This is a genomic window from Maribacter sp. R77961 (assembly GCF_044594925.1).
Taxonomy (GTDB): domain Bacteria; phylum Bacteroidota; class Bacteroidia; order Flavobacteriales; family Flavobacteriaceae; genus Maribacter.
Genome location: NZ_CP138991.1, coordinates 2,070,695 through 2,088,147, shown reverse-complemented (window position 1 = coordinate 2,088,147; position 17,453 = coordinate 2,070,695). Strand labels below are relative to the sequence as shown.

At 35.6% G+C, this 17,453-nt stretch carries 18 protein-coding genes; 2 read left to right on the top strand and 16 right to left on the bottom strand.

Features of this window, described 5'->3' with window-relative positions; genetic code table 11:
• Positions 1-21 precede the first annotated feature (21 nt).
• From SJY09_RS09150 to SJY09_RS09085, 14 genes are all read right to left on the bottom strand, one after another.
• The gene (locus SJY09_RS09150) at positions 22-2,328 is read right to left on the bottom strand and encodes an FdhF/YdeP family oxidoreductase (RefSeq protein WP_396635425.1); all 2,307 of its coding nucleotides are present in this window, start codon (positions 2,326-2,328) and stop codon (positions 22-24) included.
• A gap of 154 nt (positions 2,329-2,482) precedes the next feature.
• A complete protein-coding gene (locus SJY09_RS09145) occupies positions 2,483-2,704 on the bottom strand; it encodes a hypothetical protein (protein WP_396635424.1) in 222 nt (73 codons plus the stop codon).
• A gap of 239 nt (positions 2,705-2,943) precedes the next feature.
• Positions 2,944-3,471, bottom strand: a complete 528-nt coding sequence (locus SJY09_RS09140; RefSeq protein ID WP_396635423.1) for a hypothetical protein — start codon at positions 3,469-3,471, stop codon at positions 2,944-2,946.
• 25 nt (positions 3,472-3,496) lie between these two features.
• A complete protein-coding gene (locus SJY09_RS09135) occupies positions 3,497-4,228 on the bottom strand; it encodes a hypothetical protein (RefSeq protein WP_396635422.1) in 732 nt (243 codons plus the stop codon).
• On the bottom strand, positions 4,225-6,117 hold the full coding sequence (locus tag SJY09_RS09130) for a thrombospondin type 3 repeat-containing protein (protein ID WP_396635421.1): 1,893 nt from the start codon (positions 6,115-6,117) through the stop codon (positions 4,225-4,227). Before SJY09_RS09130 ends, SJY09_RS09135 begins: the two co-directional genes overlap by 4 nt.
• A gap of 4 nt (positions 6,118-6,121) precedes the next feature.
• Positions 6,122-7,141: a hypothetical protein gene (locus tag SJY09_RS09125; RefSeq protein ID WP_396635420.1), complete on the bottom strand. Its 1,020-nt coding sequence runs from the start codon at positions 7,139-7,141 to the stop codon at positions 6,122-6,124.
• A 30-nt stretch (positions 7,142-7,171) separates the two neighbouring features.
• Positions 7,172-7,429: a hypothetical protein gene (locus SJY09_RS09120; RefSeq protein WP_396635419.1), complete on the bottom strand. Its 258-nt coding sequence runs from the start codon at positions 7,427-7,429 to the stop codon at positions 7,172-7,174.
• Positions 7,430-7,652: 223 nt separating this feature from the next.
• Complete coding sequence (locus tag SJY09_RS09115) at positions 7,653-8,591, bottom strand: hypothetical protein (protein ID WP_396635418.1); 939 nt, start codon at positions 8,589-8,591, stop codon at positions 7,653-7,655.
• A 7-nt stretch (positions 8,592-8,598) separates the two neighbouring features.
• The gene (locus SJY09_RS09110; protein ID WP_396635417.1) at positions 8,599-9,537 is read right to left on the bottom strand and encodes a DUF6175 family protein; all 939 of its coding nucleotides are present in this window, start codon (positions 9,535-9,537) and stop codon (positions 8,599-8,601) included.
• A gap of 1 nt (position 9,538) precedes the next feature.
• The gene (locus SJY09_RS09105; RefSeq protein WP_396635416.1) at positions 9,539-10,096 is read right to left on the bottom strand and encodes a hypothetical protein; all 558 of its coding nucleotides are present in this window, start codon (positions 10,094-10,096) and stop codon (positions 9,539-9,541) included.
• A complete protein-coding gene (locus tag SJY09_RS09100) occupies positions 10,093-11,340 on the bottom strand; it encodes a hypothetical protein (RefSeq protein WP_396635415.1) in 1,248 nt (415 codons plus the stop codon). The genes SJY09_RS09105 and SJY09_RS09100 overlap by 4 nt, the downstream gene beginning before the upstream one ends.
• 190 nt (positions 11,341-11,530) lie before the next feature.
• The gene (locus SJY09_RS09095) at positions 11,531-12,199 is read right to left on the bottom strand and encodes a DUF5932 domain-containing protein (protein WP_396635414.1); all 669 of its coding nucleotides are present in this window, start codon (positions 12,197-12,199) and stop codon (positions 11,531-11,533) included.
• 8 nt (positions 12,200-12,207) lie between these two features.
• Positions 12,208-14,100, bottom strand: a complete 1,893-nt coding sequence (locus tag SJY09_RS09090) for an ATP-binding protein (RefSeq protein ID WP_396635413.1) — start codon at positions 14,098-14,100, stop codon at positions 12,208-12,210.
• 100 nt (positions 14,101-14,200) lie between these two features.
• Positions 14,201-14,353 carry a hypothetical protein gene (locus SJY09_RS09085; RefSeq protein ID WP_396635412.1) on the bottom strand — a complete coding sequence of 51 codons (153 nt, stop codon included), beginning with the start codon at positions 14,351-14,353 and terminating at the stop codon, positions 14,201-14,203.
• Between the two features lie 212 nt (positions 14,354-14,565).
• Between SJY09_RS09085 and SJY09_RS09080 the strand changes: the two genes are divergently transcribed.
• Both SJY09_RS09080 and SJY09_RS09075 read left to right on the top strand, forming a co-directional pair.
• Complete coding sequence (locus SJY09_RS09080; RefSeq protein ID WP_396635411.1) at positions 14,566-15,312, top strand: hypothetical protein; 747 nt, start codon at positions 14,566-14,568, stop codon at positions 15,310-15,312.
• A 9-nt stretch (positions 15,313-15,321) separates the two neighbouring features.
• The gene (locus SJY09_RS09075) at positions 15,322-15,951 is read left to right on the top strand and encodes a hypothetical protein (RefSeq protein ID WP_396635410.1); all 630 of its coding nucleotides are present in this window, start codon (positions 15,322-15,324) and stop codon (positions 15,949-15,951) included.
• 3 nt (positions 15,952-15,954) lie between these two features.
• On the opposite strand, the gene SJY09_RS09070 is transcribed toward SJY09_RS09075, so the two are convergent.
• Both SJY09_RS09070 and SJY09_RS09065 read right to left on the bottom strand, forming a co-directional pair.
• The gene (locus SJY09_RS09070) at positions 15,955-16,455 is read right to left on the bottom strand and encodes a CsgG/HfaB family protein (RefSeq protein WP_396635409.1); all 501 of its coding nucleotides are present in this window, start codon (positions 16,453-16,455) and stop codon (positions 15,955-15,957) included.
• A gap of 3 nt (positions 16,456-16,458) precedes the next feature.
• Positions 16,459-17,379 carry a FlgO family outer membrane protein gene (locus tag SJY09_RS09065; protein ID WP_396635408.1) on the bottom strand — a complete coding sequence of 307 codons (921 nt, stop codon included), beginning with the start codon at positions 17,377-17,379 and terminating at the stop codon, positions 16,459-16,461.
• Positions 17,380-17,453: the final 74 nt, after the last annotated feature.

Genomic DNA, 17,453 nt, shown 5'->3' with positions numbered 1-17,453 from the left:
CTTCCTGGAATTCGTATTATTTTATGTTTCTTTAGATTTCTTTTCCAAACGAACTACAACAGACTTACTTATAGGGGTGTTACTTCTGCGGGCAAAGTGGTTATGCGGTATAACCATATTCGTTTCGGGAAAATATGCCGCTAGGTTCCCTTTAGGTATGTTGTAGGGTATTAGTAAAAATTGCGCCGCCCTTCGTTCAACAGTGTCATAATTACTGACCAAATCTACGATATCTAGTTTGGTGAAACCATGGTCGGTCATATCACTGGCATTCATAAAGAGTACCCTACGCTCATTGTATATTCCCCGGTATCTATCGTTTAGACCATAAATTGTTGTGTTGAACTGGTCATGGGACCTAATGGTCATTAGAAGAAATTCATCTGAGTTTAGTGTGTGGTCGGCAAGTTCACAAACGCTAAATTGTGCTTTTCCTTTGGGGAGTTTACTGAAATCAAGCTCTTTTACATTGTTGGGTAGGTAAAAGCCACTACCTTCAGATTTTTCTGTGACATTGGTAAAACCTTTTATAATCTGGGAGATTTTGTCCCTTATTAAATTGTAATCTGTTCCAAGAGTACGCCAGGGGACACTATGTTTTTCGCCTAGAACGGCATGGGCGATACCACAAATAATTTCAGGTTCGCTTTTAAGATAATTTGATTTTGGGGTCAACATACCTTTGGTACGGTGTACCTTACCCATACTATTTTCTACGGTTAAAAAGCGCGAACTTCCGTTTTTATTATCTTTTTCAGAACGTCCTAGTGTTGGTAGAATCAGAGCTGTTTTACCGGTAATGAGGTGGCTTCGATTTAATTTGGTGCTTATTTGTACCGTAAGCGAACAATTTTGAAGTGCTTCTGCTGTATATTGAGTATCGGAAACAGCCGAAACAAAATTGCCACCGAGTGCCATAAATACCTTTGCTTTTGCATCGTGCATAGCTTTTATTGCATGAACGGTGTCCAAACCCTTTTCGTTGGGTGGGTCAAAGCCGAATACCTTTTTTATGGAAGTGTTCAGCTCCTTTGAAACATAATGCATTATTCCCACAGTGCGGTCACCTTGTACATTGCTGTGACCACGAACCGGACAAGTGCCAGCACCAGGTTTCCCCAAGCTGCCTTTCAATAACAGGAGGTTAACACACTCTTTTATATTATCTACACCGTTTTTATGTTGGGTGAGGCCCATGGCCCAGCAGATAACAATTTTACTTTTTTTAGAAAGAAGAGCTACAACCTTGGAGATTTCAGACAATGGTACTCCACATGATGCTAACAGCTCCTCTTCAGAATAGTTTTGAAGATTTTCCAGAAAAGATGCATAACCGTTCGTATAGGTCGTTATAAATTCATGGTCAAATACCATTTTGTTCTCGGCATCCCTGTCTGCTAATTTTTTCATGATGAGTTTCAGTAAAGCTACATCCTGATTTATTTTCACCTGTAAATGAATATCTGTTAGGGTAGTGCCTTTAAGAATTCCACTAACAGACTGTGGGTCTTTAAATCGTATAAGACCTGCTTCCGAAAGGGGATTAATACTAACAATTTTCCCTCCATTATTTTTACACTTTTCAAGTGCGGATAACATTCTGGGATGATTGGTTCCTGGATTCTGCCCCATCACGATCACTACTTCCGCTTTGTCAAAATCCTCTAAAGTAACAGAGCCTTTGCCTATGCCTAGTGTTTCTGAAAGAGCTACTCCACTACTCTCATGGCACATATTGGAGCAATCCGGCATATTATTGGTGCCAAATGCTCTGGAAAATAATCCGTATAGAAATGCAGCTTCGTTGCTTGATCGTCCGGAAGTATAAAAAATAGCTTCGTCCGGATTATTTAGGTTTTGAAGTTCGTCGGCTATTAAATTAAAAGCAGCCTCCCATGTTATGGGTTCATAATGCAGACTGTCTTTTTTAAGTACCATAGGCATCGTTAACCGACCACTCTTACCAATTTTAAAATCGGACCATTGCGAAATTTCAGTAACACTATGTTTTTTAAAGAAAGCTTCGTCGGCTTTTTCATAAGTGGCTTCTTCTGCCAATGCTTTCGCACCATTTTCACAATACTCCGCTATCTTGGAAGGCTTTTCTGGGTCTGGCCAAGCACATCCGGCACAGTCAAAGCCCTCTTTTTGGTTCATTTTGGAAAGGGTCGAAAGTGCTTCCAAAGCCCCCATTTCCTTGAAAGTATGCTGTAACGCTACCTTTACACCAAGGACCCCTGCAGCATAGTCCATGGGTTCTTTTAGTTGAATTCCGGTAAAATCTATTTTTCCGGTAAGGGAAATGTTTCGGTCAAAAGTTTTATGCATAAGGAAGTACTGAAATAAGTATTTAACCCTAAGGTATTACAAAAGGCTTGGAATAAAAATAGTTTTAAGCTAATGATGGTCTTTAAAGGCTAACGCTTCTCGCGCAAGGTATTCAACTATTGAAAGTAAGATTTAAAATATGACTACAGATTAATTACGGAGTGCTGATTGCGGATGAATGCTGTGTTTCAGATTTGGTTTTATCAGCTATGCTTGTATCTTCCACTTCTGAGTCAGTATCCCTGGATACTTGAATTTCCTCCAAGACAACATAGTCCGAGACCAAATCATAATTTTTACTACAAGAAGTGTTTAGGAGGGTGAGTATGGCCAATAAGACACTAAACAGGGGTAATCTTGAAAAGGGAACGCACATTAGTCTAGAACAATTATGGTGTTATTATCTAGTCCTCTAATTTATTGACGAAAATTGTTTTTAAGATAAAATGTTTGATTTTTTCGATGAAATGCACATAAAAGTTATTATCACTGGTTGTTGATAACTTTTGTGATCAGTACTTGTATTTTAAAATACGAATTAAATCCTCCACTTCTAGTACATTTCTAGTTTCCCCCGATTTCAAAACGCAACTTCACTGAAGGGTTGTAACTTAGTTATATTCTTATGGATATTCCAAGAGTTAAGTAGGCAAAGCCGTAACCTGCTTCAGCAAAAGCGGCGAAATTATCTGTAAAAAAAAATCTTCCACCTAGAAATCCAGTAGCTCCCGGTCTACTTCCAAAGCTTCCGCTTGTACCAGTATAGGATAGTATTCTATAGGATAACATGGCGCCTCCATAAATATCTAGATTTTCTATATTGAATCCATTATAATGGTATGCTCCCATTACTCCTACCACAGTATAAGTCCAACGATCACTACCTCCAAGAAAATTATAGTCATAGGTTTTATAGCCCAAAAAACCACCAAGACTTACGACCCCAGGACCAGGCACTTCCCAAATTCCACGTTCATAACTTGCACTAATACCAAGACTTTGGGAAGATGTTGCATAGCTGCCATAAGCTCCTCCAATGCCAACACCGGCGTTAATAATATTAGTTCCTTTGACGAATTCCTGTCCAGAAGCAATAACGGTTATTGACAATGAAATTATTAAAAATAAAAGTTGATTTTTCATTATTATATACTGTTTGGTTAAGTGTTTATTCTATTTTAAATTGAAATTCTTCCGAATTAGAACTATTTCCTGCATTGTCAAAGGTTTTCACCATCCAATAATAGGTTGTGCCCGAACTCACTGAAATATTTGTTTTGGTATCCGTGAAAATCCCTAATGATGTAATAGCTTCAATAGAAGTTCCGATCAAGACTTCATATTCTTTTAAATCGTCATCAATATCACTGGTATTCCATTCTAAGGATATTTCTGTAGTTGTCGGTAAAGTAGCTCCTCTTAAGGGATTGATCGCTTGTGCCGGAAAAGGAGCATAATTTTCTATCCCTGGACCCTCATTAAAAAAGCGCGAATTTTCACTAGTAGCTACATTATTGGTTCTGTCGGAACGCGATTCAACTGACCACTCATAAGGTGTTCCCCTCTGAAGTCTAAATACTCTTTCCGTGCCACCTTGTACCACATTAAAGGACTCAGAAGTCAACAAATTCGTAACTTTTACGGAATAACTATCTGTGTTTTCAGAGGCATTCCATCTAAAATTTACGTCGCTTTCGTTTTCATTTACAATGGCTCCCTCGTTACATTCTGAATTATTCTCTGGAAAAATTAACGTAGCAGCTGCCGGATTTGGAATCATGGTTACAGGGTCATCTCCTCCGTTATCAATAGGTGGTGTTGGCGAGTCATCACCTCCGCCTCCACAAGAAAGCAAAAGAAATAAGGGTATTAGAAGTGAATATGTTTTAGTATTTCTCATCTTTTTACAATTTTGTAGTTTAAAAAGGAAGAACCTGCTTTTATGTTTAGAAAATGAATTCCAGAGGATAAACTACTAACATCTAGCCTTAGTATGCCATTAGTGGAGTCTATGACCTTAGCTAGCTCTAGTTTTCCATTGGCACTAAATATGCTTACCTCTACCTCATTCATTACGGCTATTGGGCCGAGAAACACTGATAAGGGTCCGTTTTCAATCGGGTTAGGATAAATTAGAACTTCTGGGGATAAAATTATCTGCTCTTTGTATACTCCTTGGCAACCCTTGTCTGTAATTACGGATAGGGAATTGATTTCTGCATTTAACGGTAAAATTATTTGCGCATCACTAGTAGTATAAAGATTATCGTTTAGTTCAATATGGTATAAACTTCCACCATTAAGCGCAAGGGTAACTTCTTTTTTCGTCAAATTTGTTTTTGATGAGACAGAAAGTGCCTCAGGCTCAGTGATAGAGAGGTCAAAACAACGCTCATAATTAGGTTGTTCTTCCACCGTAAGACAAACAGTGTAGTCACCAGCGGAAAGGCCGGTAAATACTGTTGTTGTTGAAAAATTGTTGGAGGAGTTCGTAGAATTACCCGCTAAGGTAGCCGTATAATTCTGTGGATTTTCAGTTATGATTTCTATACTTCCATTGTCGTTGGAAATACAAGATTCTCCAATAGCTTTTACCAAAAAGTTATTCGAGGGCAGGGAAAATATTTCGCAGCCGTTAAAATCTACGATAGCACCTAAAGGTGTATTAGGACAATCATCTAGTGCATCTGGTATACCATCATTATCAAGATCATCATCACACACGTCTCCTACACCATCATTATCAGAGTCTGTCTGATTAGGATTAAAAGTCAAGGGACAGTTATCTGTATTGTCCAAAATACCATCTGCATCATCATCATTTTCATTTGGTGGAATTACTACTTCAACGCAGTTAGAAATAACTGTTTGGCTGCCTAAGGTTATCTCAACGGCATAATTACCGCTTATACGAGGTGTGAATTCCCTATTCACGGCGTTTTCAATAAAAGTATTGCCATTGGAACAATCTAACCAACGGTAAAAAGCGTCCGTGCTATTGAAAGTAGCGGTAAGGGTTAAGTTGTTCAACGTAACGGAATTATCAATTGCAGTATTGGAGATGGTAAAGTTCTTACTATCATATAGGCTCCAGTTTCCACTTTGGGTACGCACCCTTACGAAAACTGTATGAACACCTTCTGTTAAATCATCAGTGGGTAACAGAACTGATTGGCTAATAGAATTGGCATTGGTGTCAAGAGTTATTGGCGTACCATTTCCCACACCAGGATCAATATCGTAGAAATACTCTGCCGAAGTTATGGCTTCATCGGTGTTAGAAAAGGAATTGATGAAAAAAATACCGCGGTCAAATAGACTCCATTTACCATCGCTGTTCCTAGTTCTGATGTAAAAACTATGAAAACCTTCCGATAAACCTGAAGTGGATATTGCGAATGTTTGCGCAATACTTCCAGTATTGGAATTTAATGTAAGCGTTGTGGCACTTCCTATTCCTGGGTCAGTATCAAAGAAGTATTCTGCGGCGGTAAGGGCTTGAGAGATTTCTGAAATTGAACTGATAAAAAAAACTGTTCTATCATAATGGCTCCATTCGCCATTTGTAGTTTGCGATCTAACGTAAAAGCTGTGAAACCCATTCGATAATCCTGATATTGGTATCGAAAAAGTCTGTGTAATTGCTCCTGTATTACTATCAACGGTTAACGAAGTTCCGTTGCCTGTGCCAGGGTCGGTATCAAAAAAGTATTCTGTGGCACTAATATTTTGGGCAAGACCATATTTACCCAATAGCAGTACAATGGCTATTAGTAGTATATTTTTCATAGCTCTAGTTATTTGTAGTGCTAATAATTACATTCAGATTTTGGCCTGGAGCTACGGTAGTACTGATGGCATCTATGTTTACGGTCGGGATTCCGTTAGTAAGTCCAATATTGTTAAAAGTGAAATTCCCGCCATCGAATATACCTATGTTTTCTCCATTTACCCCGGAGGCTATACCTGGCGACGATGGTTGTAGAATGTAATTATCCAAGAGTGCGTCAAAATTTGCATTATCATTATCCTCTGTAAAAAGGGGGTCTATATTTACAATATTATTAGTGCCTACCAATGCCTCGGTATTTCCAGAAGACCTGTTGTAAGCAAGACAATTTTCAAAGAACACACCATCATCATTAAAATTTGCAGTACCACTGGTATTACCAATAAATATGCAATTTTGAACGGTTACATTACCAGTTTCCTCTCTACTATTGAATACATCTGATGTTAAGAAAATATTATTCTTTACGGTCACAGATTCATGAAATCTTAATCGTAAGCCAGAGCCGTAAAAAAGATTATTTGTGATTAGGGTATTGGTAAATGTATCGCCTGTACTTGAGCCACTCCCCATGGTATTAATTACATTTCCTCTTACTACCAAATTATCTACTCCACCATTATTGATGACCATAGAACTTTCAAAACGATTATTTTCTAGCACCACATTATTAATGGGCGTGCCGTTAGCTATAAATAAATCATCTGTAATGCGAAAACCAGTAACGGTAACATTTGATGCATTGGAACTTAAAGTAAGGTCTGTTATTAAGGTTTGTTTATCTGCTGAACTATGCGAAAAGCCTATCAATGTCAAAGGCTTGTCAACTTCTATGTTTCCGTAATTAGTTTCTGACGGATGAACGTATAAGATATCTCCACTTGAGGCTGAAGCTATCGCCGTTTGTAAGTCATTGAATTGTGCGTTACTTCCTGTAGAATTATCTATTGTAATTACGTTTTGGGCGTGTATTCCGGAACATACTACTAATAATAGTAGTAAGGTAAAAGTAATTTTTTTCATCTCTTATTGGTTTTATGGTTATATGAAATATCAATTATCTTCACAGGACTGTTTTACTAAGGCAATGCTAGCTTCGGTTTCTTCATCAAGAAATTCACGACAATTCCTTTCTAGTCTTTCTAATTCTTGGACAAGTTCAGAACAGCTTAAATCATCTTCATTATTACTAAGTCTAATTAGCGTAGCAGTGCACTCTGCGGCATCTAATGTGTCCTTTGCTTCCTCTAATGGAGAGCAGGAATATATTAGGAACAACAGGATCGTAAAAAGTAGGGTAGTTTTTTTCATTCGGTTGGATTTTATTGATTTTCAAACCTATGAAATGCACTAAATTTTTATTACGGTAAGCCGTAGGGCTCGGTAATAATGGAGTTTTTTCGTTGAAATACGTATTTACGGGGTTAGGATTCCCATGGTTTGTAGGATTACTCTTAAGGAACTTTTCTGAAAGTTGTTCGTAATAAACATTTAAGTAGATTTGAGATATGTAATTAGCGTAATCTAGTTATGATTAATACCAGCTCCTCACATTATATCTAATTCTTCTTGTCGGTTGGTTTTTTATATATTCCATTAAAAGCTCTCTTGAATATTCCGTTGCTTTTATTTTTGTGTCTACAATTTTCAAGGTTAAATCCCATTCCTTGTTGCTTATTTCTTTTACACGATTAGCAATTTCATCATATAGTTTATTTAGTTCATCCTTACACCAAGCCCTTGGCTCTATTTCGGCCAAAATTTCACCAGCTTTTTGAGCACCTTCTACAGACTGATTAGCATACCAAATAGACCTAGCTTCATTAAGTTGTCTCTTACATTTTTCATCTAGAGCCTTTTGATAAAAATTTCCAATATCTTTTTCATTTTTAGCGTAGCAATCAGTTGAAATCGGAATATTCGCTAAAGTAATTACTGCTTCTTCCATCTCATCTTGAGCCTTTAAAGAATTGGCCTTCTTTTTTACTTCATCGCAATGTTGCTCATAATAAGCAATGATTTCCTTTTTGGTACTATCCAAGAAATCAATAATTTTTGGATTTTTAGGTCTTAGTGTTTTTATAGCCGACATATAGGCTTTTTGTTCATTTTGACCTATTCCCTTAAGTGTAACAAACTCTGTCTGGAAGACATTACCGTTACCTTTTTCTATGTCTCCCACCAGTAAGCTCAATTCTAGATTTAGAATTACTTTAGTAGGCGCGGTACCTAAAATTTCCTTGTCTAAGACTGTAATTTTGGGAATTAAAAAAAAACGAGGCTTAAACTGGTTTCCACTAATTCCGTTTGCCGTAACTAATTGCAACATACGTGTATGCAATAGATTTTTTGCATTGTTTGGAATATGTTCTATTTGTTCAGGAACATATACTCCTAATAAGATATCATTATTGTCTTGAGCGCTTAACACCATTCCTGAGAATAGTGCTATAATGTATATTAACTTTTTCATCTTTCGTTTATTTGCCACCAATAATGAGACTTACTTTTCCCAATCCTTCAGTAGCTATTTTATTTGGAATATTATAGTCGGGTCCACTCAATTTCTTGCTTAAATCCCTGAAAAAGTTACGAGCGGCCATTGCTCGCCCCCTTTCATTGAATAGTGGCATCCTTATTTGGTCAAATTTTGCATAGGTACTCGTTACATCTGTGGTAGAAAAACGCCCTTCAACTGTTTTTTCATCTAACCAGTCCTCTATTTCATAGGCTAGTTCATCTAGGTCACCTTCCCAATCATCCCAGGTTAAAATTTGTAATGTAACCTCTCTACCGTTTTGGAACATATCTTGAAAGTGATTTTGTAGACTATTGGTGAATTCATCCATATTTCGTAAAACGGCTTCTTCAAGAAGTACCGGTAATTCTGTACTAAAAGAGGGGTCTCCCGTATCCGCAGCCGTAGCTACTTGTTTGTATGAGTAGGAGTCTAAGCCTTGTAAATTATATGTTATTGATTTTTTTGGACCTTTACTGTTTAACGTATAAGTTAATTGAATGATGATATCCGCTTTGGCTGTTTTTATAATTTCATCGACTGGAGATTCAGCCACTGATGCCCCGGTATCCCTAGAAGTTCTGACTAGGTCTAGAGCTCTCGAGTTTTCCAAACCCTTAAGTACAGTTTCTAAATTTTTAAGGGGAAAGTCCCTTTCTGCCATTAATCCGTTCAGCTTACTTATCACCAATAGTAAATCGGTATTCTCCTGTAAGGCTCTTTTATAATCAGATACTTTAGTGCTTATTCCTTGATTGTCAAAGGTTTTGAAATAGCCATTTTGAAAGCACCAAGCATCACTTGGTACTACCATTAAAGTTGGCTTTTTTGCTTTTTGAGCAAAGAGGGAGGAAACTATAAGAAAAAAGATTATCGTAATCTTTATTGGAGATTTTTGCATACTAAAAGCCATTTGATAATGAATTAATTATTCCTTCTTTTTCTAAATGTTTACGTAAAGCATTAGATGCCACATTAACCACTACACCAATTTTATATTGATGGAATTTTTCTTTCTTTTCTTTTTTATTTTTCATAAGCTTTTGTACCTCTATAGCTCCTTTGTGGTCGGTAGCTTGGGTAACAAAACGATTAAAATCGCCATCATCTAAAAAGAAATTTTTAAAAAAGTCTTTATATTCCTTGTCCGTTAATTCTTTATTCATCAGTGGGTCGGAAAACTTACAGACGCGACCTTCACCAGCGTAGCCTTTAAATATAATACCATGTACCGCATTCTTTTTGGCTTGTAATGTGGCGATACTTTTTTCTTTTGAATAAGACCATACTTTTACTAGTTTATGTCCTTGCCTGGCGGTGCTCCCATAACACTGAATGTCATATTCCCATTCATAGGTATCCTTGTCCGCAAGTTTTTGTCTTCTTTGTGCATTCATAAATGTATATGAACTTAGGTAAAGGCAAAGTGTTATAATCTTTACAGAATATTTGATGTTCATTTAAATAGATTTTGATTTTTTTTGAATCGAATTAACATACCAGGATATAGTTTTTTTGAATTTCCTTTAAATACTGTAAAGTCAATGTCAGACGCGGGAATCTCTTCGGGTAAATAAGAGTTATCCCAGATTTGATTGTGATCAACTGTAATTTCCGTTATTTTTTTATAGTCAATGGTTCCGTTTTCTAATAGCACCTGTTCTAGAACTTCAAATTTATCTCCTTTTACCAATCCTTCCTTTAGACCTATTTCAGCGGCAAGGGGTTCTACACCTATCAAAGCGGTCTTCGTTCTAAAAACTTCAAATTTGCGTTCTAGCTTAGAGAGTGAGGCGTCACTTGCCTTTATAGTGGCTCTTTCAATAAGTTGCGCATCTGTCTTTGAGGTATATTTAGTAGATTGCACATCGGACCAAGAATCTTGTTTTCCAATATATTCCAAACGGAAAATATCAGTTTCATTAAACGCTTTTACTTTTGCTTCGTCATAGTTTTTTTTGGTTGTCCAAAAAGTTTCATAAAATGTATTGGATGTTTCTTCATCCCATACTAATCTATACAAATAGGAAGTTGTTTTTATAACATAACCTTTACCAAAGGCATCGGCAGCCATTACGACATTACTGGATGATTTGTTTCCAATAAGTAAGGAGATATCACTGAGTATATTTTTGGACTTTGAAACTACCTCCTCTTTATTAGTGTACTTGTAATCGTTAACAACTACGAAGGTATTTGCAATAAGATGTTCCCCAGCATCCGCTAACATTGCATTGCCCCGTAAAGTGTTTTTAGCAATCTGAATATCAAAAGCACTTGCGTTATATAGGCCTCTTTCTTTTATGAGTGCTACATCAAAAGTGCCATTTTTAGTTCTGTTGAACCATTTAGCGATAAGTTTTTTTGCTAGATCTAATTCTTTTAGTCTTTGTTGAATAGTGTAGGATTGGTCCTTGGCTTCCCCATTAATAGTTAAGAAAGAAACCCCAACCTCATGTTCATTAAATTTTTTAGAAATACTTGTTTTCTTAAAAGCATTTTTAATGCTTTTAAGTTGCTCTTTTTCGGGAGTTTCAATCATAAGGGTTAGCAGGGAACTTCTTTTGAAATCTTTTATTTCTGAAGTGAAGTCTCCTTTTCGCAGTAATTTTTTTTCTTGAGCAAGAACTGGAATTAAGGCATATTTAAATAACAGAATAAATAGGAGGAAAGACCTTAATGGTCTGCGCTTTGCTATGGACATCTGGACATATTCTTTTTAATGATTGTTTTTGGTTGTACTACAAAATTCTGTCTAAACTTGAGAAAAATTGTAAGGTTATCAAACATAGGAATTAGCACTTTCTAGATTTTACGGTTTACCGTAATCCAGTATTTTAATTCCGATATTTTTTTACTGGAATTCTGTTTGTAAGAAATTTGATAGAAAGGAATCAGATTAGCCCTATATCTTTAGCATTTGCAACCAACTGAACGTTATTATTGGCTTGTAGTATATCCTTGAGTTTATTCAATCTTTTTTCAATTGAACTTAAACTACTTGGAGATACTCCCTTTGTGTTAAATAAATCTGATATCTGGTCTTGTGTAAGCCCATTGGATAGATATCTCAAAAGGGAAACATCATAATCTTCAATTTCAAAAATATTGGAGCCTTTTGAAAGTTGAGCTATTTTGTGGGATAAAAACTGTTTTCCTTTAAAAACGGAAATAACAGCTTCCCTTAAATCTTTTAGTCCATATCTTCCTTTTAGAACATATGCCGATATCTCGTTTTTACGTATAAATCTTTTTATCATATCCGGTTTTTCTTCAACAGAACAGATGACAATAGGTATGTCTTGATTGTTCTCCCTCACTTTCTCTATTAAAGCCTTACCCGATTTAATGTTTGATGGCCTATGATCTTTTTGAAATGAAAGATCGGTTATTAAAAGTTCAAAAGGACTGTTGTTCTTTAGCGCTGATTGAAACTTTAAATAAGCATCATCACAGTATTGGGTTAGCACCACTTCTTTTACATTTAGATCTTGTTGTAGCATCATGGAAATCCCATAACCGACGGTATCTAAATCTTCCACTACCAATACTTTTTTGAACATAACGTGGGCTAAACCGAAAAGGGCATTGAGATTATTATTTCCGACCCTGATCCTTGTTTAGTTTCAAAGGTAATGGTACCGCCAACTGAAATAATACGGTTTTCCGTATTCTTGAGTCCTATCCCTTTTGAAATATCTGGATTAAAACCTATACCATTGTCCCTGTAGGTTATAAAAATTTTATTGCTAGAATTTTTAAATTGTAAAGAAACCAAGCTTGCCATGGCATGTTTTTTCATATTTACGAGCAGCTCTTTAATAATACGATGTAAAGCAACGCATTTATCTTCTTCTATCATTTTCCAATTAATGGTGCTTATTCCTTTCAGTAATATGGATGTTTTTTTGTCTTGATAATTAGCTATTAGTGTATAGAGTTCATCCTTGAATTCTTCACCTGTTCTGATAGATGCGTTTTCATGGGATATTTGTCTAGTTGTTTGGTAAATGTCTTCCAAGTGCTCCAAAAGTTTGTCATCACCAATTTCAAGATTTTGTAATTTGGTCATTACTCCAAAGACATCATTCGCTAGCCCATCGTGGAGATCTCTACTTATTCGTTTTTCGGTATTATAAATCTCGAGCAACTTTTCCTTTTTATGTTTTTGGCGAGTTAGATAAAATAAAAATGAACCACCTAGGAGTAGAAAACTAATAAAGGAGATAAGTATTATTTTTTGAGTCCTTTGCTCCGCAAGTTCTGCCCTTTTTTGAGCGGTTTCCGTCTTTAGTCGGAGTATTTGTTCCTTTTCTTGCTCGTCATCATATTTCATTTTTGCGAACTGGGTTTTTACTCTCAATTCATTGGTGTACATGCTATCTTTTAAGAAAATATATCGCTCCCTTAGAGGAGTGTTCTTTGGTTTTATTTTCATTAAAAATTGGAGAGCATCTGTTTCTGCTTTTGGTATTTTTAATTCTTGTGATAGTTGTATTACAGTGTCTAGGTAGGACTCAGCTTTTAAGGGTTGATTTTTGGAATAGTATTCCCCTAAATGGGTGTAACTTGATATTTGTCCCCGCTTATCACTCTTTTCTTTTCGAATGTCTAGGGCTTCTTTAAAATCCTCAGGTGTTTTTATTTCGAGGTTTAACCATCTTGCATAGGTAAGATTATCTAAGACTCTGGCAAATTCTATTGGCTGCTTTTTTAGGGAAACGTTCTTAAAAACTGATTCTAATAAGATAATAGCTTTATTATAATCCTTATTATCTATATATGTAGTGGCGAGATTATTCTTGTATCTTAACTTATTGTTATTAGAGGGAGTAATTTTAATTGCTTTTAAATAATAATCAACAGCGTCAGAATTATTGAGTAGTTTTCTATGGTTAGTAGCCAATTCATTAAATGCAGAAGCCAAATATACTTGGTTATTGATACCTTCTAAATAGCCCAATGCTTCGGTCAAAGTCTCTTTACTCCCGAAAAAATCGTTTTGTTTTTGCTGAATCGCGGCAATACTAATTAATCGCCGACCCACCTGCAGACTATCATTAACTAATTTAAATTGATTTTTGGCACGGTTATGATAGAGATATGCTTTTTCTAGATCAGCATGGTTTTTTGTGTAGTAATAGGCAAGTAGATGATAATATTTTCCTGCGGGTCCGTAGTGCTGTATCTCTTCGCTTAGCTTTATTAGGCGCTCTCCGTATATAAATACACTATCATATTCTTTAAGTAAATAATGAATGTTACACTTGGAATAGAGTACGTGAGTTCTTAAAGAGTCGCTAAGGTTATCAAAATTTAAAGCGCTATCAATTAATACTCTTCTCTCAAAAACGGTTAAGCTATCATTTGTTGCTTGTTTGAATATTCTCAGTGATTCCGATAAAATCTGTTGATTTTTACTAATACTCTTTTTGGAAGAGAAATCGCAGCTAATTGTTAACAATAAGAAGGTTAAGGGTATTAGAATGCGCACTGATATAGTTTTTCGTAAATATATCAAAAAAGGACGGCCTTGTATAAACATGGCCGCCACTGTAACTCATTTAATTGTCTGGTTTGTCATCATCTGAACCTGTATCTCCTTCGGTAGCTTCGGTCTTAATAAATATTTCATCTTCGGCTAAATCCTTAGAGCACGAAGTTATGGCTGTTACTAAAACAAAACTCATCAATACTAATCTTACTAAATTTCTCATCTTTTTTGATTTAATTGTTATTAATTCATCTAAAAAATGAGAGGCCTCTCGTTGTAATTATCTGTTTCGAAACGTCTTACGATATAATTACATAACAAAGTAAAGAAAGAGTACAGGAATATTTTGGACAGTAAAGTGAAGTCTTAAGACTTCACTTTACTGTCTGTATATTATCTAATTTTTTTTGTTGCCCTTAATTTTTAAATTTGGGTATGGCCAAACAAAAGATGACCAAGGAAGATTTTGAAACCTATCTGTACCTAATGGAAAAAATTTTTCCTATTGATGCCAGCAAAAAAAGTATCTTAAAAACTAAAAAACTTATAGAGGATTACTACGTTACGGTGCTTGATGGTGAAAGCAATAATTTTCGTAAAACTATCGATAGAAATTTAAAATATATTGAGGCAATCCGTAATAGTACTGTAGAGAAGGCATATAACCCCGATGTTGAATCTTTAAAAGTTTTTGTTAGTTACCATATAGATCAGGAAGATGGAACTATTTCATTTCGCGATTTTGGAGAGAAGTATAGAAAAGATATTAAAGCTTATATTTTAAAAAACCCTCCTAAGGACGCCATTGTTGAGATGGTTTTTCCTAAGCTCCCGGAGAAGCTTTTGGGAATTGAAAAGCGAATCTCTAAAATTGAACAGTTCATAGACGCTAACGATGGTTTTATTGAAAACTTGTTATCTACTCAACACAACGTTAAAAGTATAAAGACACAATATAGTAATGAAAAATTATCCTTGGATTTTTTAAATTTTCTTCAAAGAGAATTACTGGAAACCATGAAACAGTATAAGAGAGCTAAAGTTTTATACAAAAATTTAGGCTCTTTTGGACTGTTTATAATTCCTGTTAAATATGCCTTGTTTGATGACCAGATTATCTTGGGTAGTTTCTTTGATGAGGATTTGTTAATGGATGATGAGGTTTTGGATGATTTGTTATAAGAGCTTCTAATGAATTTAAAGAAAGAACAGATTATAAAGAGCAAACTAGGTTTGCTACTGAAGTTGCTACTTATAACACTAGCTATTTTTAAAATTGCAGAGTTTATAATAGGAAATAAGAAAGAGTCTAGGTTAAATTCTAAAAGGCGTAATGAGCAAAAGGTAACCTTAGATTCAACTAAAATTAAAGAAGGGGATGATGATGGTGTACCTTATGTTGATTCATTGTCGGGTAAGGAAAAGGCTAAAGATAATCCAATACCTAATACTGCGAGCGTATATATTTTTGATGATAATGGGTTGGATGTACGAATAAGTAGACTTGTAGGTGATTTATTTTTTAAAGAATATGCTTTAAAAGGCATACCAAAGGGCTTTTCAAAGGAAGAATTACTTTTAGGTAATTTAGAAACTTCAGCTAACACGGAGCTTATATGCGTAGGAAAGATAAGTTATTCGTATTTTTCCAATTCCCGTGGTGGAACTAGTTGTGCCGTAAGCTTATATTTTGATGCATATAATAAAACCACTGGTGAACGGATGAAGTCCTACTCAAAATCAATGGACAGGACAGGGGTGGCCGTTGGTGATAATAAGGAAGGAGCCAAACATAACGCATTGAAAAGAATAGGTTTTTAATGGTCATAATTTTCCAAGTAGTTTTGCAATATTCTCATCCATAGGAAGAGTTTCAATAGCCCCGGCGATTTGAAGTGCGGTTTCCGTATCAAGGACTCTGGCCCTTACTTTTATTTCAGACTCCAAAATGGTGTAAGAGCCAATTATTATTGCTTCGGCAGCAATAAATTTACCTAATTTTTTTGTTGTTTTTTCGTCTATATAACCCTCTGCCTGTAACCCGTATTCTTTAATAATATGATGTAGGTGCACCCTATCTACGATACCAAAACTTTTAGCATTGTTCATAAGATAAATAGAGAAATCTTCTATAAGTACTTCTTCGAGATTTTCATGCTCCTTACTTTCAGAAATGAAGCCCCAGATAGCTACCTTAGTTTTTTCTTTTTGATTTAGTTTTTCAGCAATAGATTGGGCCAATACTTCTAATTTAGAATCAAAATCTTGGGCACTTATCAGGAATGGAAGAATAACTAAAATACAAAAGTAAGTTTTATGCCTCATGCGCTATTTTATCGTATACGTTTTAGATTTACATGTTTCTACCCTAAGTTCGCCTTTATCCTTTAAGTATTTGGCAAAACCTCCATTGGACAAAAAACTTTCTGCACCTTTCATTTTATCTGGATTCGTAAAATTTTTCCAAGTAGCGAGGTAGTATAAAAAAGGTCTTCCAGGTAGTGTATAAAAGCATTTACTTTCGCCAGCCGCAAGGGTCATTACCTTTTGTTTTTTCCTGTACTTATATGTAGCATCGGGATAATGCACTATTTTAATTATAACTTTTTCGCCCATAGTGTTTGAAAAGCAAAAATCGCCCGTACTAAATTTTTCACAATCATCATCGACAGTCTTAGGGTTGTTAATGGTTTCGTTTGAGTTTAAGGAAGTGTTGAATCCCCTGTTCGTTGAGTTTCCGCCATTTACACTTACCCCTAGGTAAGAAGCAATATTTTCATTTAAGGGAAGACTCCCCATATTCGCTGCAAATTGTGAAGCAGTTTCGGAGTCTAGGGCTTTGGCACGAACTTTAACGATTGAATTAAGTACCGTATAGGTTCCTGTAATAATAACATCTACAGCAACAATTTTACCGAGTTCTTTGGCGGTGCTCTCGTCGATGTATCCTTCCGCGTTCAATTGATGTTCTTTTAAGAGAACATCTAAATGATTTCTGTCTACAACTTCAAATTTATCTCCAAAATTGGTCATATAAACGGAAAAATCTTCAGTTAAGTAATTCCCAAGCGCGGTTCTTTCCCCGTTTTCGGTAAAAAACCCCCATACCGCAATTTTTGTTTTTCCCTTGGCACTTATTTTTTGAGAGAGACCCTCCGCCAGTTTTTCTAGTTGGGTATCAAAATCTTGAGCGTTCAAAGGAATGAATAACAACATTAGAAGGGTAGATAAGGTTAATACTAATCTCATAATCGATAGGTTTTCGTTTAAAATACTTTTACAATGTTATCATTTTAGGATTGATATACAAGTAATTACGGAAA